This window comes from Kribbella sp. NBC_01484, from assembly GCF_036227145.1.
Taxonomy (GTDB): Bacteria; Actinomycetota; Actinomycetes; order Propionibacteriales; family Kribbellaceae; genus Kribbella.
The window spans coordinates 8,352,758-8,373,543 of record NZ_CP109437.1; the positions used below are offsets into that span (position 1 = coordinate 8,352,758).

General features: G+C 66.0%; 13 protein-coding genes and 1 pseudogene. 6 read left to right on the top strand and 8 right to left on the bottom strand.

All coding sequences use genetic code 11. The annotated features are described in order from the left end of the window. Positions 1-21: 21 nt before the first annotated feature. Genes OG555_RS40350 through OG555_RS40365 form a run of 4 tightly spaced genes read right to left on the bottom strand, consistent with a single transcriptional unit; the run spans position 22 to position 4,166 of the window. On the bottom strand, positions 22-888 hold the full coding sequence (locus OG555_RS40350; protein WP_329479062.1) for a carbohydrate ABC transporter permease: 867 nt from the start codon (positions 886-888) through the stop codon (positions 22-24). Next, the gene (locus OG555_RS40355) at positions 885-1,778 is read right to left on the bottom strand and encodes a carbohydrate ABC transporter permease (RefSeq protein WP_329479064.1); all 894 of its coding nucleotides are present in this window, start codon (positions 1,776-1,778) and stop codon (positions 885-887) included. Before OG555_RS40355 ends, OG555_RS40350 begins: the two co-directional genes overlap by 4 nt. Next, positions 1,775-3,091 carry an ABC transporter substrate-binding protein gene (locus OG555_RS40360; protein WP_329479066.1) on the bottom strand — a complete coding sequence of 439 codons (1,317 nt, stop codon included), beginning with the start codon at positions 3,089-3,091 and terminating at the stop codon, positions 1,775-1,777. Before OG555_RS40360 ends, OG555_RS40355 begins: the two co-directional genes overlap by 4 nt. 43 nt (positions 3,092-3,134) lie before the next feature. Then, a complete protein-coding gene (locus OG555_RS40365; RefSeq protein WP_329479068.1) occupies positions 3,135-4,166 on the bottom strand; it encodes an enolase C-terminal domain-like protein in 1,032 nt (343 codons plus the stop codon). Positions 4,167-4,443: 277 nt separating this feature from the next. Here OG555_RS40365 and OG555_RS40370 point away from each other — a divergent pair, with 277 nt between their 5' ends. Beyond that, entirely contained in the window at positions 4,444-8,289 is a 3,846-nt protein-coding gene (locus tag OG555_RS40370) for a discoidin domain-containing protein (RefSeq protein ID WP_329479070.1), read from the top strand. Between the two features lie 98 nt (positions 8,290-8,387). Here OG555_RS40370 and OG555_RS40375 read toward each other — a convergent pair whose 3' ends face one another. Beyond that, positions 8,388-9,158: a FadR/GntR family transcriptional regulator gene (locus tag OG555_RS40375; protein WP_329479073.1), complete on the bottom strand. Its 771-nt coding sequence runs from the start codon at positions 9,156-9,158 to the stop codon at positions 8,388-8,390. 335 nt (positions 9,159-9,493) lie between these two features. Further along, positions 9,494-10,087: pseudogene (locus tag OG555_RS40380) on the bottom strand (TetR/AcrR family transcriptional regulator); the annotation flags it as partial. A gap of 77 nt (positions 10,088-10,164) precedes the next feature. On the opposite strand from OG555_RS40380, the gene OG555_RS40385 reads away from it, so the two are divergent. The 5 genes from OG555_RS40385 (at position 10,165) to OG555_RS40405 (ending at position 18,184) form a co-directional block, all read left to right on the top strand. Then, complete coding sequence (locus OG555_RS40385) at positions 10,165-12,312, top strand: MMPL family transporter (RefSeq protein ID WP_329479079.1); 2,148 nt, start codon at positions 10,165-10,167, stop codon at positions 12,310-12,312. Positions 12,313-12,696: 384 nt separating this feature from the next. Next, complete coding sequence (locus tag OG555_RS40390) at positions 12,697-13,068, top strand: hypothetical protein (RefSeq protein ID WP_329479081.1); 372 nt, start codon at positions 12,697-12,699, stop codon at positions 13,066-13,068. Positions 13,069-13,416: 348 nt separating this feature from the next. Beyond that, on the top strand, positions 13,417-15,552 hold the full coding sequence (locus OG555_RS40395) for an MMPL family transporter (RefSeq protein WP_329479083.1): 2,136 nt from the start codon (positions 13,417-13,419) through the stop codon (positions 15,550-15,552). A 544-nt stretch (positions 15,553-16,096) separates the two neighbouring features. After that, entirely contained in the window at positions 16,097-17,599 is a 1,503-nt protein-coding gene (locus OG555_RS40400; RefSeq protein WP_329479085.1) for a hypothetical protein, read from the top strand. A 234-nt stretch (positions 17,600-17,833) separates the two neighbouring features. Then, positions 17,834-18,184 (top strand): hypothetical protein, encoded by a 351-nt coding sequence (locus OG555_RS40405; RefSeq protein WP_329479087.1) that lies wholly within the window; start codon positions 17,834-17,836, stop codon positions 18,182-18,184. Positions 18,185-18,222: 38 nt separating this feature from the next. Here the strand turns inward: OG555_RS40405 and OG555_RS40410 are convergent, their stop codons facing one another. Then, positions 18,223-19,422 carry an acyl-CoA dehydrogenase family protein gene (locus OG555_RS40410; protein ID WP_329479090.1) on the bottom strand — a complete coding sequence of 400 codons (1,200 nt, stop codon included), beginning with the start codon at positions 19,420-19,422 and terminating at the stop codon, positions 18,223-18,225. Continuing rightward, a complete protein-coding gene (locus OG555_RS40415; RefSeq protein ID WP_329479093.1) occupies positions 19,422-20,729 on the bottom strand; it encodes an acyl-CoA dehydrogenase family protein in 1,308 nt (435 codons plus the stop codon). Before OG555_RS40415 ends, OG555_RS40410 begins: the two co-directional genes overlap by 1 nt. Between the last annotated feature and the right edge of the window lie 57 nt (positions 20,730-20,786).

Here is a 20,786-nt window from a genome sequence, read left to right on the forward strand (position 1 = left end):
ACCTCCTCGAGTTGGCGGCGATCAGGCCTTGATGCTGCCGGCGGACAGGCCAGATCGCCAGTAACGCTGCAGGACAAGGAATGCGAGGACGAGCGGGATCGCCGAGATCAGCGATCCGGTCACCACCACGTCGTACCAGGGCTGATCGCGCAGTTGGCTGTTCCAGAAGTACAGGCCCAGCGTGAGCGGCCAGAGCTTGTCGTCGGCAAGCATCATCAGCGGCAGGAAGAAGTTGTTCCAGATGCCGACGAACTGGAACAGGAAGATCGTCACGAGCGCGGGCGACATCAGCCGGACGGCGACCGTGAAGAAGATCCGCAGCTCCCCCGCACCGTCCACCCGGGCGGCGTCGACGAGCTCGTCGGGTACGGACGCCGCAGCGTAGACCCGGGCGAGGTAGACCCCGAAGGGCGTGACGACGCTCGGGATCAGCACCGACCAGTACGAGTTGACGATGCCGGCGGACGAGGCGAGCAGGTAGAGCGGGAGGGCGAGCAAGGGCGGCGGGATGAGGACGGCGCCGACGACCACCCCGAAAATCACCTCCTGCCCCCTGAATGGGTACTTCGCCAGCGCATAGCCCGCCATCGCGGCCAGCAGGGTGGCCAGCGCGGCACCACCCCCGGAGTACAGCGCGCTGTTCAGGATCCAGCGGGCGAAGACGCCGTCGCTGTGCTCGAACACCTTGGTCAGGTTTCCGGCCAGGTGCAGGCTGGAGCCGAACCAGAATCCGTTGCTGCCGAAGAGGTCCCCGTTGGACTTCGTCGCCGAGACGATCAGCCACCACACCGGCAGCAGGAAGTAGCCCGCGACAGCGAGCAGAAGCACGGTGACGCTCAACTGCTGAACAGTGGATCCGCGACGGCCGTACTGCGCAGTGCTGCTCATGAGGATCCTCGATTGCTCAGCCGCAGGAAGCCGTACGACAGGACGAACGTCGCGACGGCCAGGACGACCGCGATCGCCGCGGCGAAGTTGTAGTCGTTGAGGCCGAACGCCGCCTGGTAGGACAGCATCACCGGGGTGTAGCTGTTACTGATCGCCGACGTCATCGGCCGGAGCACCATCGGCTCCCCGAACAGTTGCAGCGAGCCGATGATCGAGAACACGCCGGTCAGCGTCAGCGCCGGACGCAGCAGCGGGATCTTGATGTGCCAGGCAATCCGTAGCCCGGAGCAACCATCAACCTGGGCGGCCTCGAAGAGCTCCCGCGGTATCGCCTGCAGAGCCGTGTAGAGGATCAGCATGTTGTACCCGGTCCAGCACCAAGTCACGATATTCCCGATCGAGAACAGGATCGTGTGCGCGGACAGGAAGTCGAGGTCGACACCGGCCTTCGCGCCCGCGCCGACCAACGGACTGATGCCGGGCACGTACAGGAACGACCACAGGACGGCCGCGATGACTCCCGGAATCGCGAACGGCAGGAAGTACGCCAGCCGGAAGAACCGTCCGAACCGCACGGCCCGGGAGTCGAGCAACAATGCCAGGAGCAACGCCAGGCCGAGCATGACCGGCACCTGGACAAGCCCGAAGGCGACCGTCCGCCCTACCCCGCCGACGAACGCGTTGTCCGCGAACACCCGCGCGTAGTTGCCCAGCCCCGCGAACACGGTCCTGGGCGGTCCGAGCCCGAGGCCGGACCGCTGCTGGCGGAAGAAGCTCTGGTAGCCGGCGTAGCCGATCGGAATCACGAAGACGGCCACGAACAACACCGAGAACGGCGCAAGCAGCACGCCGGCGGTCCGGTTACGTCGAGCCGCGAGCCGACTCGTCATTCGTGAACCTCGAGGCCCTTCGACTTCATCGCAGCCACGGTCTTGCCCTGCAGGAGATCCAATGCGCTGGACAGGCTGGTCTTGCCGGCGTACGCGTTGCCGAGTGCTTCGCCCAGGTCGGCACCGAGCTGCGACTGTGTCGGTCCCCACTGCCAGCTCGTGTCGGTGTTCTGGGCCGCGGTGGCGAAGACCTTGAAGATGTTCTCGCCGCCGTAGTACTCGACGCCCTTGTTCACCCCGGGCAGTTCGAGTCCGGCCTTGGCCGCCGGGTAGATCCCGGTCACGTCGATCAGGTTCTTCAGGCTGGCGGCGTCGGTGCTCATCCAGGTCGCGAACTCGACGGCTTCCTTCTTGTTCTTGCAGCCCTTGAGTACGGCCGTGCTGGAACCACCTTCGTTGCCGAACTTCTGCTCACCGGCGCTCCACTGCGGCAGCGGAGCGACACCGAACTTGCCCTTCGCGGCCGGAGCGTTCTGCGCGATCAGCGGGTACAGCCACACCGCGCCGATCGCAGTCGCGGTCTTCCCGGACTGCAGCGCGCTCCACCAGGCCGCGCTATAACCCTCGTCGGTGGTGTTCACCAGCTTCTTGTCCACCAGACCCTGCCAGTAATCGGCCACCTGCCTGGTCTCGGGACCGTTGATCGTGACCTTCCACGCGTCGCCCTCGGTGCCGAACCACTTGGCGCCCTTCTGCCAGGCCAGGCCGGGCAGGCCGGTGGCCTTGAGGTTCACGATGGAGGCCTTCGGATCGGCACTGTGCAGCTTCTCGGCTGCCGCGGCGTACTCGTCCCACGTCTTCGGCACCGCGATCCCGTACTTCTGGAAGACGTCCTTGCGGTAGTAGAGCGCCATCGGGCCGGTGTCCACCGGGATGCCATACGTCTTGCCCGCCACGCTCACCTGGTTCCAGGTCCACGGGACGAACTGGTCCTTGGCGGCGTCGGCCTCCGCGGTGACGTCCTCGAGTGCGCCCTCGAGCAGGAACGTGGGCACGGATTCGAATCCGACCTGGGCAAGGCACGGGGCATTGCCGGCTTTCACCGCCGAGAACATCTTGTCGTAGCCGCCCTGACCGCCGGACGGGAGCTTGTCGAACGTCACCTGCACGTCCTTGTGGGTGGCGTTGAACAGCTCGACCGACTTGTCGTAGCCGGGCGCCCAACCCCAGAACTCCAGCTTGACCGGGCCGCTCGCGGCCGGGGCGTCCCCCTCGGTCCCACCACCACATCCGGTCACGAGCAACGGCAGCGTCATGAGACTTGCCGCGACCTTCGCGATCAGACGGCGGCGCCCGACTGCTGTCCTGTCCATTGTTGTCTTCCTTCTGTTCGAACTGACCTTGGGCAAAATCTCGTCATGCGTAGCCGATGCCGGGTGCGGTCGGAGCGCGCACCAGGCCGTCCGGGCCGACGGCCGGTTCGCGGACGATCGGGTTGGCGTAGACGAGGGACTCGTAGTACGAGGTGTTGGGGATGGCCATGCACAGGTGGGCGTTGACGATGTCTGAACCGTGCACCTCCGCGCGCAACTGGAAGCTGTCCGCGAGATGCGCGATCCGCATCGCGCCGGTGATACCGCCCTTGTACTGCGCACTGGTCCGCACGTAGCCCGCCGTACCGGCGGTGATGAAGTCCGCGACGTTCATGTGCGCCCCGTCGGAGGTCTCGGCGACCAGCAGCGGTACGTCGACACGCTCGGCGAGACGCCGGTACGCGGTGACTCCGAACTCCCGCATCGGCTCCTCGTACCAGGTGTAACCGACCTCCGACAGCGCTCTCCCGACGTAGACGGCATCGGTGAGGTCGAAGCCGGCGGAGCCGTCGTACATCAGCGGAACGTCGTCGCCGACGTGAGCGCGCAGCTTCTGGCACAGGTCGGCGTCGGCGCGCGCATCGCCCCAGCCATGCAGCTTGATCGCTTTGTACCCGGCCTCCAGGCACTGGTCGGCGACCTCGAGGTACTCCTCCACCGACGAGAACGTCACGGTGCTCGCGTACGCGGGGATGGCGTCCCGGAAGGTACCGAGCAGTTGATGAACCGGGAGGCCGGCGGCCTTTCCGGCCAGGTCCCACAATGCGACGTCGACCAGTCCGAGGGCGTAGATCGGAAGCTCCTCGATCCGGTCCAGCTCCCACAAGCGATGCCACAAGAGCTCTCGCCAGAGGGGATCCGCACCGATCAGGTCCGCGCGGATCCGGCGGTCGACGAGATCGGCCACGATGCGTCCGCGGCGGGTGTGCGCCTCCCCGGTGAGTCCCTCGTCGGTGTGGATCCGCAGGATGCCGCCGACCGCCGCCCCCTCCGAGCCGGGCAGTCCTGTCCGCCACCGAAACGACGGCTGCGCCGGGAGGTCGACGAGTTCCAGGGTCACGTCTGTGATTCGCATGGTGTCCTTCAGGTGGGGAGGCGCGGTGCCCGCCGGAGCAAGATCAATCAGATCCATTTGGCTCAAGTTCGGCAAATTAGAGCAGATCCTTGGGGTTGACGCAATACATCACCGTGGACATACTCGACCCACCTCGAACGCCTACAGCGACCGCGATTCGGCGCACAGGGCGCGCGAGGGCAGAGGCCATCTCGCAACTGCAGGCCTCAATTCATTTCCCAAAGCATCAGATGCATCACGTCGCCTCGGACTTCTGCCCAGCTCAAGGAGATCGACAGTGAGACGCACAAGAACCGCATCCTTACTAGCCCTCGCGGCGACCCTCGCCGCGGCGTTCCTCCTCGTACCGCCCAAGCTGTCGGCGTACGCGCAGCAGGCGGCCGGCAGTGCCCCGTTCATCAACTCGTGGCTGGTGTCAGGCCCGTTCGACGCGCCGGTGGCCGACAAGCTGTACGAGTGTGAGGTCCCGGAGCCGGTGAACTATGCCCCGGCGGCCTCCACGATCACCGCGTCGTCGTCGACGCTGGCGGTGAATCCCGTGTCCTACCTGGTCGACGGGAGTGCGAGGAACCAGTGGGTGACGGAGAACGACTCGAGCCCCTGGGTGCAGTTCGCCTGGGGCAGTCCGATCTCTCTCAACGAGGTCCGGATCGCCCAGTGGGGCGACGGCCGGCACGTGAACAACTGGTACCACCTGACCTTCACGCTCGCGGACGGAGGCTCCGTCGAGTCGGGCCGGGTGGACAGCGCCTCCGCCAGTCCGTCCACGCCGACGGTGTACTCCGCGGATCCCGGGCTGACGAACGTGGTCGGGCTGAAGATCGAGATCGACAAGGGGCGTACGCCGTACCCGTCGATCACCGGACTGTCCGAAGTCGAGGTGTACAACCGGCCGGTGCCGGTCGACGGGAAGACCCAGATCACACCCCAGCTGGGCGAGACCCTCGGCGCCGGGACCGAGCACCACGAGTGGGAGTACTTCGACGACCGGATCTACAACCGCAACTACGACGATTACCAGGACCTGTACGGGTACTACACGGTCAAGAAGGGCGTCGACACTCGCAACAAGTACGTCTACGCCAGTACCTACGTCTACAGCCCGGACGCGCGGGACGCGTTCTTCGACGTCGGCGCCAGCGGGTCGTACCGGATCTACGTGAACGACCGCTGCATGACACCGCCGAGCACGCCGGTCGAGGTACAGAAGGACCTCACGAAACAGGCGGTCCACCTGCATCAGGGCTGGAACAAGCTGATGATCCAGATCAAGCACACCTACACCGAGGACGTGAACAGCAACGGCGTACCGATCGCCAAAGATCAGAACGTCGCCTACCTGGGGTTCTACGGAAGGGTGGCGGACCAGAACGGCAACAAGGTCAGCGGGCTCGTCAGCTCCGTTGCGGGCCCGGCCGAGTCGTTGCGAGTCGTCTCCCAAGGGCTGTCGACCGACGACCCGGTCAAGGTTCCGCTGCCACGGAACAACATGCCGACCGGGTACCGGGAGTGGCCGTACGTCTGGAACAAGTCGACCAGCACGGCCAATCACGGCGTCGCCGCGTCGGCGTTCCAGTTCATGGCCGGCGGAGGCCAGCCGGGGTACTCCTGGAAGGTCGTCGACGGCCGACTGCCGGACGGCCTCGAACTCAACGCCGACGGCACCATCGCGGACGGCCTGGTGAACGGGAAGGCCGACCTCGGCAGCACCAAGGGCATCATCAACGGTGCCGCCGCGACCGGCGACTACAACTTCACCGTGCAGGTCACCGACAGCGCCGGCAGTACTGCGACCAAGACCTTCACCACCACGGTGAAGGAACGCCCCAACAAGTGGTTCGAGGAGGGCCGGGTCAGTGCCCTGACCCACGCGACACCGACGTACAACTACTTCGTCGATCCCAACTACTCGGTCGACCTCTGGGCGGCGAGAGCCAAGCGCGAAGGACACTCACTGGTCTCGGTCGAGGCCCTGCAGCAGAACTACTTCTGGCCGTCGAAGTTCGCGGACCCGAAGCACATCAGGCAGCTCTACCTGCCCAAGGACGGCAACGGACAGGTGGTCGACGGTCTGAAGCAGTACGAGCAGGCCGTGAAGCGGTACGGCATGCAGTTCGGGCTGTACTACGCGACCGAGGGCGGCGGCCTGCAGCACTACTCCACCGACGTGTTCGTGCAGAACGTCGAAGACCTGATCCGGCAGTACGACCCGGCATACCTGTACTTCGACGGTCCACAGGCGATGCCCAACGCGAACTACGACGTGATGTACAGCGCCGTACGCGACCACAGCAACGACATCGTCATCGACTCGAACGCCTGGGGAGAGGAGTTCGGCGACCCGGACCTGAGGACCGGCGAAGCATCCGGCATCTACTCCAACGCCGCCGCGAACCATCTGGTCAAGCGGACACCGATGGAACCGTGGAAGATGATTCGCACCAAGAACCAGGTGTCCCCGTACTACGGCCAGCGCGACGACTTCCGGCAGGTCACCCAAGAGATGATCATGAACGCCGGCCGCGGCTACGTCGACAACAACGACCAGACAGTGATCGACAGCCGAGGCCCGAACTGGGACTCCCCCACCCAGATCGCCACCAGGTACCCGAAGGGCGTACAGGAATTCATCGACGTCCGGGAGAACCTGGCCGACTGGTTCGCGCCCACAGGTCTTCCCGAGCGGCACGAGGCCACGACCGGTACGACGCCGTACTTCCTGGCTGGCTACGGCTACGAGGACGACGGGCGCGGCAACTACGACAAGTTCGCCTTCCCGAGCAGCACGACTGGGCAGCAATGGGGGTACGCGACCGCGCGGGACAACGACGTCTACCTCCATGTCATCAAGGGCCCGGACGGGAAGAAGGGCTTCGACGCGATCCCCGGACGGACACTCACCATCCGCCCCGTCAGCGATCGGGTGAAGTCGGTGACCTGGCTCAATCAGAACGTTCCAGTGACGTCGTTCAGCCAGACAGACGACAGCCTGACCATCAACCTCGCCAACGTCGAGGAGGACCCGATCGACACGATCATCAAGATCGTCACCGACAACCCGGCGCGGAAGTACAAACTGACGAACGTCGTCGCCACCGGCGAACAAGTCTCGTCGCGGGTCCTACGGATCCGGGCCGAGGGATACATGACGTACCCGGCGCTGAAGGCGAACCTCTCGGCAATCCGCTACACGAGTGCGGATCCCGGCATCGCGAAGGTCGTACCGTCCGGAATCGTGACCGGCGTCGCGGACGGTACGACGACGATCACGGTCTCCGGTACCTATGAGGGAGTCACCAGCTCGGACACTTTGAAGGTCCACGTCAAGGATGGCTCCGTCGCCGTCGGCGAGGACATGATCAGCGCGTCCTTGCTGGTCGACGGGAAGGAGACGTACGGCGAGTTCGGCCTGAACGACGGGCTCCCGTACGAAATCGAGGGCAGGTCGGCCAAGGGTGGTGCGATCGGAGTCGACGCGGCCCGGATCAAATGGCACGGCGGCATCGTCGATCTGGCCGGCGGCGACAACTACACCCCGCTGGCCATCAAGGAAGTCGACACCTTCAAGTTCGAGAAGAACACAATCGTCACTCCGCAGGTCGACCAGCTCACCAGAGGAGTCGTCTGGGCTGACATCACGCTGAACGGCAAGACCGTCACGACCAACCGGGTCTTCCTCGACCTGCAGCCGTACCGTGACCTCACCAAGACGGCACGGATCACCGCGGGAAGCAACGAGGAGAGGCTAGGGACGCTGACCGACGGACAGACCATCGATGCGAAGCATTTCGACAGCCTGAAGTGGTCCGCTCCCACCGGTACGCCCACCTGGATCCAGTTCGAGCTGCCGGCGACGTCCGCGCTGTCGAATCTCGACCTGACCTTCAACACGCAGGATCAGCAGTACCTGAACACGCCGAAGACGATGACAATTCAGACCAGCGTCGACGGGGTGACCTGGAACGACGTCAGCACTGTCAACGGGCCGACCGGCAAGGCCTACTTCGGCGTCTACAACCAGTACCCGTTGAACGTGCAGGGTCGATACGTCAGGTTGGTCTTCGATGGCGGATCGAACGGCCCGGCGATCGACCTGCTCGAGGTAGCCGTCAACGGTAGGTAGATCAACAGCACGCGGACGCCATCCCGGCGATGGTTGCTGCCTGGTGCGGCTCAAGCCCGGACCAGGCAGCGACCACGATCCTCGGCCGGCGATGCAGATCAGGCGGTGCCGTCGGCGGGGAAGAGACGGCTGTGGATCTCCTGCTTGAACTGCTCGAGCGTTGTGTCGATGTGCTCGATCATCAGCGTCACTGCCTGCTGCTCGTCGCCAGACCCGATGGCCGTCGCGATCGCCGAGTGCTGCTTCGCGGCCGCCACAGTCGAACCACCCGCCACGCCCGCCAGCCCGATCACGCTGATCTGCCGCTGCAGCCGTTGCACAGAATCGACACTCGCGGACAAGAACATGTTGGACGACGCGTCGCCAATGGCTCCGTGGAACTTCTCGTCGGCCCGGTTGAACGCCTCGAGATCCCCCTCCCGCGCGGCGTCCGCGGTCAGCTGTGCCGCCTCACGCAGCGCCTTCACCTGGGCCGGAGTGGCCCGCTGCGCCGCCAGCTGTGTCGTCGTAGTCTCCACGAAACGACGGAACTCGAAGATCTCCTCCACCTGGCGAAGATTGGTCGGCAGGAAGTGGGACAACGACTCCCGCCACCGCGCGGCCTCCGGCTCCGCCACATAGATCCCGCGGCCCATCTGAACCGAGATCCGCCCGAGCGCGGACAGAATCTTGACCGCCTCCCGGACGATGGTCCGAGACATTCCTACCGCCTCCGCGAGATCCTTCTCGGTAGGCAACCGGTCGCCGGGCTCGAGGCGTGCCCGGACGATGTACTCGAGGATTCGCTCTGCCGCGATCTCGTATCCGGGACGGTATCCGCCCTCCGCACTCGTCTGCGCGGGTGACGACCGCTCGGACCGATCCGGCATCTCTTCCCCAATCTCGCACCGACATGCCCACCGAGTGCGCCCTCGCCACCGCACGCTAGGGCCAAGATACTTCACATCCACACAGCCAACGGCGAGCGCCCATCGAACAATGAACCAGACCAATATGCTCATCTCGACTGCGCAACTCTGCCGGACCTGACCTCACAGACGCGGACCCGCTACGCGACACGTTCGACTCATTGCACGTCTGCTCGATCCGTCTGGCCGCTCTCAATGGTCCTGCGCGTGATCAGACCCCGGCCGACCAGGTCCAGGAACGCGTCGATCAGAGGTCCCCGTGCTGAGGGTGCCTGTCCGGCCATGGGGCCGAGAAGTAGCTCCGACAACCCATGCACGGCGGCCCACGCGTTCAAGGCGGCGGTGTCGCGATCTGCCGCGTCGAGAACCCCCGCGTCCACCATGCCGTCGAGCGCCTGCTCGAGCAGTTCGCCCGGCATCAGCCCGGAGTCGCCCACGCCACGTGGTTCATCCCCGGAGTGATCGGCATCGTCGCCGGGACGAACCGGCGCATCCTCAGCATGAGCCGTGGTCTTGCTCGGCGCGAACGCGGCGGCGAACAGTCCTGGTTCGCTGAGGGCGAACTGAACGTAGCCGCGCCCGACCGCGCCCAGGCGGTCGATGGCGTCTCGGCCCGGTTCGCCGCTCGGCCGGCATTTCGCCAGCTCGGCCTCCATCGAACGCGCCAACGCGGACAGGGCGTCGAATGCCACGGCCTCGACCAGTTCCGGCAGCGCGCTGAAGTGCCGGTACGCCGCGTTCGGTGAGACGCCGACGCGTCGCGCCGCCTCGCGCAACACGATTGCGGACGGACCGCCTTCTCGGGCGAGCTCGGTGCCCGCTTCCACCAGGGCGCGGTGCAGATCGCCGTGATGGTAGGGCGGATGCCTTTTCGCGTCGGGTGCGGTCACGACAAACAATGTTGACACCGTGAACTTCACGTGGCAAGTTCACAGTGTCAACATCGACCGCCATGAGGGAGTTCGCCGTGTTCTATCGACTGGGTCTGAAGATCGTCGCCCGCGCTCGGGTTGTCCTCGCGATGAGTGTCGTTGCGCTCGTGATCTCGGCTGCCCTCGGGGTGGGTGCGTTCGCCCGGTTGCTCAGCGGCGGGTTCGATGATCCGGCCTCGGCCTCGAGTCAGGCGAAGGTGCTGCTTGACCAGAAGTTCGGCGGTGAGCCGGATCTGATCTTCCTGGTGCACGCGCGGACCGGGACTGTCGACGGCACCGCCGTCACCGCCGCGGGCCAGGCGCTGGCACACCGGTTGAGCGCCGATGCCAGATTGCGTGGCGTCACGTCGTACTGGACCACACAAGCGCCCGGGCTGCGATCGCGCGATAGCACCGACGCGCTGATTCTGGCCAAGGTGATCGGCGACGAACAGACCGCTGATACGAACGCCAAGGCCCTGCTTGCCGACTACGCCCACCTGGACAGCCCGGACGCGACGGTGCGCATCGGCGGTGCCCGGGGAACCGATGTCGCCGGCCAAGTCGGCAAGGATCTCGCGGTGGCCGAGGCAATCGCCGTTCCGATCACTGTGGTGCTGATGATCATCGTGTTCGGCAGTCTGGTCGCGTCCCTGCTGCCGCTCGCGATCGGGGTTCTCGCGATCTTCGCCACGTTCGCGGAGCTGGATCTGCTGACGCACGTCACGAGTGTCAGCGTCTTTGCGATCAACCTCGCGACCGGGCTGGGACTGGGCCTGGGCATGGACTACGCGCTGCTCATGGTCAGCCGGTTCCGTGAGGAGTTGGCCAAGGGTGTCGATGTCGGCGATGCGGTCGCCCGCACGATGGCCACCGCCGGGCGCACGATCGCGTTCTCGGCACTCGCTGTCGCTGCCGCATTGTCGGCGATGCTGGTGTTCCCGGTCTCCTTCCTGAAGTCGTTCGCCTACGCCGGGGTCGGCGTCACTGTCTTCTCCGCGGCCAGCGCATTGCTCGTGTTGCCGGCTCTGCTCGCGGTCCTCGGCCGGCGAGTGAATTCCGGTCGGATCCGCGGGATCCGCGCGGTGCGGAGCGTCGAAGCGCCGTTCTGGGGGCGACTGGCTGGCGGCGTGATGCGCCGGCCCATTGTGGCTGCGCTCCCGGTTATCGGGGTGCTGCTGTTCCTGGCGACACCGCTGCTTTCGGTCACTTTCGGGACCCCGGACGAGCGGGTCCTGCCAACGAGTGCGGCGAGTCACGAGGTCGGCGACGCTCTGCGCAACGACTTCGCGACCACGCCCGACGTCATCGACGTACTGATCACCCCCGCGCTTTCGCCGTCCGAACTGCAGGGCTATACCCAACAGCTCAGTCACCTGAGCGGGGTGCAACGAGCCGACATCACCATCGGAACTGCCGGGGCCGGTCAGCCAATCTCGCAGCGCGTGAGTCTGAGCACCGGACTGGACGCATCCTCCGGCGCAGCGCAGGACCTAGTGAGGCAGGTACGTGCGGTGTCCGCGCCAGCGGGAACAACGGTGCTCATCGGCGGTGCCACCGCGACTCTCATCGATGCGAAGCAGGCGATCAGCTCCTACCTGCTACTGGCAGGGGCGCTGATCGTGGTGACCACCTTCACCCTGCTGTTCCTGTTCACCGGCAGCATCCTGCAACCGATACGTGCCCTGCTCGGCAACACCCTCACACTTGGTGCGACGCTCGGCGCGATGGTGTGGATCTTCCAGGACGGTCACTTCGCCGACGTCGTCGGCTTCACCCCAAGACCCACCGACACCGCGATGCCGGTCCTGCTGTTCTGCATCGCCTTCGGGCTCTCGATGGACTACGAACTCTTCGTCATCAGCCGGATCAAAGAACTTCACGATGCCGGTGTCTCCAACGCTGACGCGGTCACCGGCGGGCTGGCTCGCACCGGACGTATCGTGTCCACTCTTGCCGCGCTGCTGGCAGTCGGCTTCTTCGCCTTCGGTAGCAGCCACGTCAGCTTCATCCAGTTGTTCGGGCTCGGTACCGGACTCGCGATCCTGATCGATGCCACCCTGGTACGCGGCGTCCTCGTCCCCGCCTTCATGCGCGCGTTCGGCGAGCGGAGTTGGTACGCACCAACGCCGTTGCGGCGAATCCACAACCGGATCGGCGTCAGCGAGAACCCACCCGACAAGGCAACGCTGGTCAATGCCTGACTCCCGCAACCCCCGAGCAGTTGCTCTCCGCCACCGCCGCCGGCGTCGACGCCTCACGCTTACTAGACACCGCCCAGGCCCTTACGCCCGGCATGCCTCGACAACACGTCAGCTTCGTCTGCGGCGACATCGCCGACTTCGACCGCGACGACTTCGACGCCGTGCGCAGGAAGGGCCCGAAGCCTCGAGGCGGAAGGCCATACATCAAGTCGTCACTCAGATGAGGGAGCAGCGGATCCAAGCAGATTTCAAACTCGCGACAGCGAGGCTTTCGATCTGCCGACTTCTCGTCATTGCCCGGATGAACCAAATGCCGGCGGCACGACGAACCCTCTGCGAATCGGTGTGAACCGATCCACGACGCGATGGCTACACTGAGCTCTCGTGGGAAGGGGTATCCCGAAGTACGCAGTCCGGATCACCGATCGGTGGCGGATCGTAGAGATGAGCGGCTGGGACCGGGATGCCATCGACCTGGTCGAACCGGGTTTCATCGAGTTCAGCGCGGATGGGACCGGTCAGTTCGGCTTCATCGCCGTCCGCGGTTGGCTGGACAGCCGACCAGTCGAACGAGACGACCGGCCCGCTGTCGAGTTCACGTGGGAGGGCGTCGACGAGGGCGACCAGGTCAGCGGACGCGGCTGGGCGGTTCTCGTCGACGACGAGACGATCGAGGGCCACCTGTTCTTCCACCTGGGCGACGACTCGACGTTCCGGGCAGAACCCTTTACCCCTGCCGACTCAGTGGATGGGTAGTGAGCGAGTACCAGTACTACGAGTTCCTGGCGATCGACCGACCGCTGGACAAGGCCGAGCAGGTTCCGCCTGCTGTGTGATCTGCTCGATCCCGAAGTTGTCGAGAACTCCTGCGCCGCCGACCAGCAGTGAGAAGCCCAGGGTGGTGAGCTTCGCCCAGCAGCGCGATGACGTAGACAGACCACTTGTCACCTACGCGGTTAAGGACGTCACGCGCGAGGCATTCACGGGCCGCTTCGTGCAGCCCCACCTCGGCCGCTAGGAGAGCCGGCGGGCTCCTAGTCGTCCGCGAGCGCGAACGGTGTCGTTCCGGTCCGCGGGGCCGATCAGGCGAGTAGCGTTCGGCCTATGGTCGCTGCTCTGGGAAAGCTCGTGGTCCGCGCCCGCTGGTGGGTCATCGCCGCCTGGATCGTGGCCGCCGTGGTCATCGCGATGACAGCCCCCGCCCTGCAGTCCACGCAGGACCAGTCGGAGTTCCTGCCCGGACACTACGAGTCCGTCAAGGCGCTTACCGTCCAGCAGGAAGCCTTTCCCGAGCGCGGTGAGATCGGCGCGATCGTGGTCTTCGACCGGGAGGATGGCAGCGCGCTGACCAAGGACGACCAGGCCAAGGTGTCCTCCATCGCCGCGCAGCTCAACACCAAGGGCTACGGCAACCTCGGCACTGCGGCCGCTGCCCCGCCGTCGGACAACGGGTTGGTGCAGGCGATCTTCGTGCAGGTCAAGCCGGGCAAGAACGCCTTCGACCCGGCCGCTGTCGAGGACGCCCGGAGCCTGCGCGCCGACCTCGAGCCACTGGTTCAGGGGACCGGCCTCCGCTCGGGTGTAACGGGCCCGGCGGCCCAGTCGCTGGACTCCCAGGAGTCGTCCCAGCAGGCGCTCGTCGTGGTCAGCGTCGTGACCCTGTTGCTCATCGTGGTCCTGCTCGCGCTGATCTTCCGTAGCGTCATCGCGTGCGCCCTGCCCATCGTGACCGTCGCCCTGGTCGGGACGACCGCCACCGGGCTCATCGCGGTGGCGAACGAGGCGTTCGACCTCAAGGCCGACAGTTCCATTTCGGTGATCTTGTTCATCGTGCTGTTCGGCATCGGGACCGACTACATCCTGTTCTTCCTGTTCCGTTACCGCGAGGCCTTGCGGCTGGGCTTCGACAGTCGAGGCGCGGTGTCCCACGCGGTCGAGCGGGCCGGTGAGGCGATCGCCTCGGCCGGCGGGGCGGTCATCATCGCCTTCATGGCGATGGTGCTGTCGTCCTTGAGCATCTTCCGCTCGATCGGGCCCGCACTGGCGATCGCGGTCGCACTGGCCGTACTCGCCGCGTTGACGCTGGTCCCCGCGGTCGTCGCAGTCCTGGGGCCAAGGGTCATCTCCTGGCCGTCGAAGAAGTGGATGGTCGAGCCCGAGGCCACCCGGTTCCGCGCCATCGGGCGGTCGGTTGCCGCGCACCCGGTCCGCTACGCCGCCGTCGCGGCGGGCTCGCTCGCCGTCCTGTCGTTGTTCGCCATCGGGTTCAACCCGACCTTCAACTTCTCCGACAGCAGCACCCAGAAGACGGAGTCGGGCCAGGCGCTGATCACCTTCCAGAAGGGCCAACCCAGTGGCGCCGCCGACCCCACAACGGTGCTGCTGCGCTCGACCGGCGGCCAGCCGCTCGACGACGCCGAGCTCAAGGCGTACGCCGCCGAGCTAGGCAACGCGGAGGGCGTCGCGTCGGCGGCGCTGACCGCCCGCACCGCTGACGTCGCGGTGTTCACCGTCGTCCTCTCCGACGACCCCACGTCCGACGCGGCGATGGCGAACGTCGAGGGTCCCGTGCGCGACACCGCGCACTCGGCCGCGCCGGACGGGACCGAGGCTTTCGTCGGCGGCACCACGTCGATCTTCGTCGACCTCGACGACGCGATGGCGCGCGACTACTCGGTCGTGTTCCCGGTCGCGGCAGTGCTGATCATGATCATCTTGGCGTTGCTGCTGCGCAGCCTCGTCGCGCCGTTCTACCTCATCCTCTCGGTGGGCCTCGGCTTCACCGCCAGCCTGGGCGCGACCGTGCTGGTCTTCCAGCACCTGCTGGGACAGCAGGGGCTGATCTTCATCCTGCCGATCTACATCTACCTTTTCGTGGTGGCGTTGGGCACCGACTACAACATCTTGATGGTGGCGCGCCTGAGAGAAGAGGCACGAGGAGGGCTCGAGCCACGGCCCGCGGCGGCCAAGGCGATCGAGCATGCCGGTCCGACGGTCGCGGCCGCCGGCCTGATCCTCGCCGGCACCTTCGCCTCGCTGATGCTCGCCGAGGGCACGTTCTTCAAATCTTTGGGCTTCTCGTTCTCCATCGGCATCGCCATGGCCGCGTTCGTGATGGCGCTCTTCCTGACCCCGGCGCTCACCGCACTCATCGGGCACGCCGCGTGGTGGCCCGGCCACGGGGACCGCGCCACCGACACAGTCGAGGAGCCCGCCGAGGCGCACGTCCTCGAGAGCTGATCCCACCGGAATCGCTCCGGGCAACTGTCAGGGCACCGTTGCGCTCTGCGATCGCCGGGCATGCAGGCCCGTGGGCGGATAGTCGGCTCAATCAGATCGCGAGTCTGAGCTCCTCGAATGCGCTGGCCAGCCCCAAACCGGCGCGGCGTCGACTCCCAACCCGTAGTGACCACGGCGCAGGTTCTGAGTCTTGATCGTCAATGGCGCCCAGCACAGCGTCCAGTCAGAGAGGAGCGCCCGCAGGCAACCACCGCCGCCAGCTGACAGCAGTCCATGCTGGCGGCATTGGCCGGCCAACCAGCTCGTCCTAGTGCTGCCCCAGCTATTGGCGTCGACAGCAACGAAGGAGGTGTGCATCAAACCCGGGGTGGTTCAGATCCTTCACAGGTCTGCGGCTGGGGAGGAGGATCTGAGTTGGGGGTGGAGAGTCCTGGACGATGTGGCGCGCCGTTGGGGCGGTGGCCGGAGTGCGGCTGTCATGCCGGATCCTGGGGCGCGTGAGGTGGTGCGGGGTCTGATCAGCGTGTGACGTCCGGGGGACGAAATGTCTGTGGAAGCCCATGTGGTGAAGGAGGCCTGGCTCGATCGTGCGCTCAAGAGCGCGGGGATCGATCGGGCGACGTGGCGGCCGGCCCGTGGCTTCGCCGCGAACCGGCGGACGGTCGAGGCTGTCTACGACTACTACGGCAAACTGTTCGTCGAGCACTCGCACCTCGAGTGGGCCGGGATGGCGAGCCTGATCGGCCCATCGTTCTACGCCGGATTCAAGGATCTCGGATTTCTACCGGACACCGCCCGCAAGATGGCCGTGGCTGTGTTCGGGCGGCCGATCAGACGCCTCACCGAGCACAGCGTGGCCGATCTGGGTTTCTATGCCACGACATTCCTCCGGATGCAGCGAAAGATCTTCGAGGACCAGGCGACGATGCACGAGGCATACGTCGCCGGCGGTCTGCCCAAGATCCAGGAGCTCTACCAGCTGCGAATCATCGATGTGGCCACTCTCGAGGCCTGGCGGGACATCGACCGCGGTCAGGCGACGAACGATGCGACGCTGATCGATCGCGGTAACCGCACCCTGCTGTTCCGCGAGCAGTTCGACATCATCGACCGTTTCTACCTGCAGATGCTGCGGCACGATCGGCCGGAAGGCGCGCTGTTCACGTATCTGCTGACGCTCGTCGGGGCACCATCGATACCCGGTGTCCACTCCTTCCCCGAGCGGTTCCCGCTCGCGCTGGTCGCGCGCCTGCCGCGAGGCGTGATAAGCGTGCGGACACCGCTGGCCAACGGGAACATCGCCGTGTTCGCCAACCGCTGGAAGCTGATCGAGGACGACACGCTGCCGAAGTACCTCGCGTTCGTCCGGGACCGCGCGGATGAGGCACGCAAGCTGGCCGGCACCCCGGTGTCCGAGCGCGCGGTCGGCCAGCGGCTCCTCGAACGCGCCGGCCCCCTGATCGCCGGTGCTCTCACACGGTGGGACGTGGACGTCAGCGCGGGACGAACTGGAGGCGTCTCCGCGATCCCGCCGGCGAAGCCACTGACTCAGGCCTTGACCGAGGATCGGACGATCGATCTCAGGAGCCCACCTAGCCGCGACTCGGCCGGGTTCGACGCGGACGCGGACAGCCGGGTCTGGATGAATCCCAACCGCCGGCCATTCGATCTCAGCGTGCTGCTGCCAGGCGGGCGGGTGTACCGCACGCAGGCGGCGGAGACGGTGATGCTGAGTTCGACACCGGTGAGCGATCCCGACCGGCTGATGGTGCAGCCACCGGCGGCCGGTCTCGACCCCGATGCCACCCAGCGGCTCATCGCCGAGTACGCAGCCGAGTGGGGCTTCCCCGCCACCGCTGCAACCGATTGGCGTGCTGGGGTGGACCGCCGCGTCACCACCGACCGCAGCTACAGCACCCATGTGTTCACTCCCGACGATGTCGGCTTCGTCCACCTCGAATTCCAGGTCTCCCACCACGTGGCCGAGGGCACGTTCGTGGTGTCGACCTTGTTTTCCTGGCCCGGCACAGTCCACGCCACCGAGTAGGCGACACATGCAGGTATACGACCGTAGCGCCTGCCGATCTGGCGCCACTGTTCGAGGTTGTCCCGGTACGGCTTGCGGCAACGCTCCTTTCGAGGTCTGTCAAGGAGCACATCGATCGTTTCGGTGCGACTACAATCTCACTGCCGTGGGAGCGGCTCGACGGACAGATCCAGGACCACACTCTGCTTTTCACCTGGTCGGACGGCAAGCAGCTCCGCGCGTCTGTACGACCTGGTGGTCTGGAAGCCGGCACTCGCGACGGCTGGTGTCATCCCGCCACCCGTCAAGGACAAGCGAGGTCGTCGCCGCAAGACAGACCGCACGACCGGCCTGCACGCGTTGCGCCAGTACCGTGCCAGCATCACCCTGGCGGATGGTGTCAACATCAAGGAGCTCTCCGAGTACCTCGGTCACTACGATCCGGGATTCACGCTGCAGATGTACACCCACATGCTCCCGTCGTCCTACGACCGCGCCCGGCAGGCAGTGGATCGCCGGCTTGAGCGGCTTGCTTCGCGGCTGACGGAGCAGGGACATCCCGGGCCTGATTTCGAGGACCCCAGCACAGGTCCCCACCTGCTTTGAGGAGCAGCGGAGGTGGCGGGATTCTCTTATGGGCAGACCTATTTCAGCTCGGTGGAGGTCTTGCCGAGGAGGCGGCGGGCCACGATCAACTGCTGGATCTGCTGGGTTCCCTCGAAGATGTCGAGGATTTTTGAGTCTCTTGACCACTTTTCGAGGAGTTGGTGTTCTGAGTAGCCGAGGGTGCTGGTCAGTTCTATGCAGCGGAGGGTGATGTCGTTGGCGGTGCGGCCGGCCTTGGCTTTGGCCATGGAGGCTTGGAGGGAGTTCGGTTGACCGTTGTCGGCCATCCAGGCGGCTTGCAGGGTCAGCAGGTAGGCGGCTTCCCAGTCGGCCTCCATCGAGAGGTACGACGCGGCCGCCGCCGGCTGGAGGTGGACCGGGTGGTCGTAGTCGACCTCGACGCCCGCCTCCGCCAGCAACGAGCGGGTGAGTTCGAGTGAGGCACGCGCGCAGCCGACGGCCATCGCGGCGACCAGTGGGCGGGTGTTGTCGAACGTCTGCATGACACTCGCAAAACCCTTGTCGATGTCAGGCGATCCCAGCAGATTCGACCGAGGCACGCGGCAGTTCTCCAGCCGGATCGTCGCAGTGTCCGACGCGCGGATCCCGAGCTTGTGGTCGAGCCGCTCTACCGACAGTCCGGGGGTGTCCTTCATGACCACGAAGGACTTGATCGCAGCGCGGCCCAAGGAGCGATCCAGAGTCGCCCACACCACGACGGCATCACACCGCCCACCAGCGGTCACAAAGATCTTCTCGCCATCCAGCACGTACGAGTCCCCGTCCAGCCGAGCGGTCGTCCGGATGTTCGCCGAATCCGATCCACACCCCGGCTCGGTGATCGCCATCGCCGCCCACACACCGTCGAACCGACGCAACTGCTCCTCGGAGGCGACGGACGCGATCGCCGAGTTACCGAGTCCTTGCCGCGGCATCGACAGCAGCAGCCCGACATCGCCCCAGCACATCTCCATGATCGACAGCACCGACGACAGGTTCGATCCATTGACGACGCCTTCAGCCGAAGCGGTACGGCGTACCCCGGAAGCACCCGCACCGGAACCGGTGCCCGAGGCACCTAATCCGTCGACCATTGCCGCCAGCATGTCCAGCTCGACCGGGTACTCGTGCTCGGCCAGGTCGTACTTGCGCGAGTTCGGCCGCAGCATCTCGGCCGCGACCTGGTGCGCCTGGTTGACGAGGGCACGGAACTTCCGGGGTGTCTCCAGGTTGATCATCAGACCAGCACCGCGCCTTCCATCACGCCGATGGCCCGCAGGTCGCGGTACCACCGTTCCACCGGATGCTCCTTCACGAAGCCGTGCCCACCGAGCAGCTGTACGCCGTCGGTCCCGATCTGCATGCCCTTGTCCGTGCACAACCGCCGCGCCAGCGCGACCTCACGGGCGAACGGAAGCCCTTGCTCAGCACGCGATCCGGCCCGGTACGTCACCAGCCGCATCCCCTCCAGCTCGATCCCGATGTTCGCCACCATGAAGGCCACCGACTGCCGGTGACTGATCGGCTCACCAAAAGCGGTCCTCGAGTTCACATACGGCGTGACGTAGTCGAGCACAGCCTTCGCCGTACCGAGGGACAGGGCACACCACCCGAGCCGGGACAGCCGGACGCACTCGGCATAGTCCTCGAACGTCCCCAGTTGCACGGCCGGCACGTCCTCCAGGATCACCCGGCTCAGCGACGCCGCACGCAAACCCATCGACGGTTCGGCCTCGATCGTCACCCCGGGATGATCGGACTCCACCAGGAACAACGCCGGCCGGGACGACTCGACCTGCGCCGCGATCACGAACAACTCCGCCGAGGCGCCGCGCGGCACCAACGACTTCACGCCGTTCAACCGCCCGCCGGCCCAACGCGTCTGCAAGACAAAGGGATCGAACAGCGGCCGAGGTTCCAAGAGAGCCAGCGCCGCCGCCGGCACGGACGAACCCGTGAAGGCCGGCAGGTACGTCGCCTGCTGCGTCTCATCGCCCCACAACGAGATCGCCGTACTCACGGCCGCCGGCGCCAGGCACGCGACCGCCTGACCCATGTCGCCATGCGCCATCGCCTCGGCCACCAGTACGCCGGTCATCGCCGACCGCTCGCTCACGATGCCACCGAGCTCCTCCGGCACCTCGATCAGGGTCAACCCGAGCTCGGCGGACGAGGACAGCACACTGTCGTCAGTCACACAGGCCGTGTCCGCAGTCGCGGCCGCAGGACGCAGTACCTCCGCGGCGAACTCGCGGACGACGTCGACCACCATCTGCTGGTCCTCGGTCGGCGTCAGGTCGAACTTCCCGGTCCCGCGCGCCGCCGGCAGCCGCGACGGCGCGGCGAGCTTCGACGCGGCGGCGAAACGCCGGGTCAGCGCGCCGGCCGTCCGGAAGCCGGTCTTGGTCGCTTCGAATACCACCCGCTCGGTCTGCTTCCGCAGCCCGAACCGGTCGATCGTCCGCGACTTCGCCAGCCGGTTCAACCACGCGACCCCGACTCCGATCGCGTCGCGGCGGCCGCGTGTCCGCTCCTGAAGGCTCATACCGCAACTGTAAACCGAAGTTACAACCTGAGTCACGTGAGCCGGCCCACAGCCGGG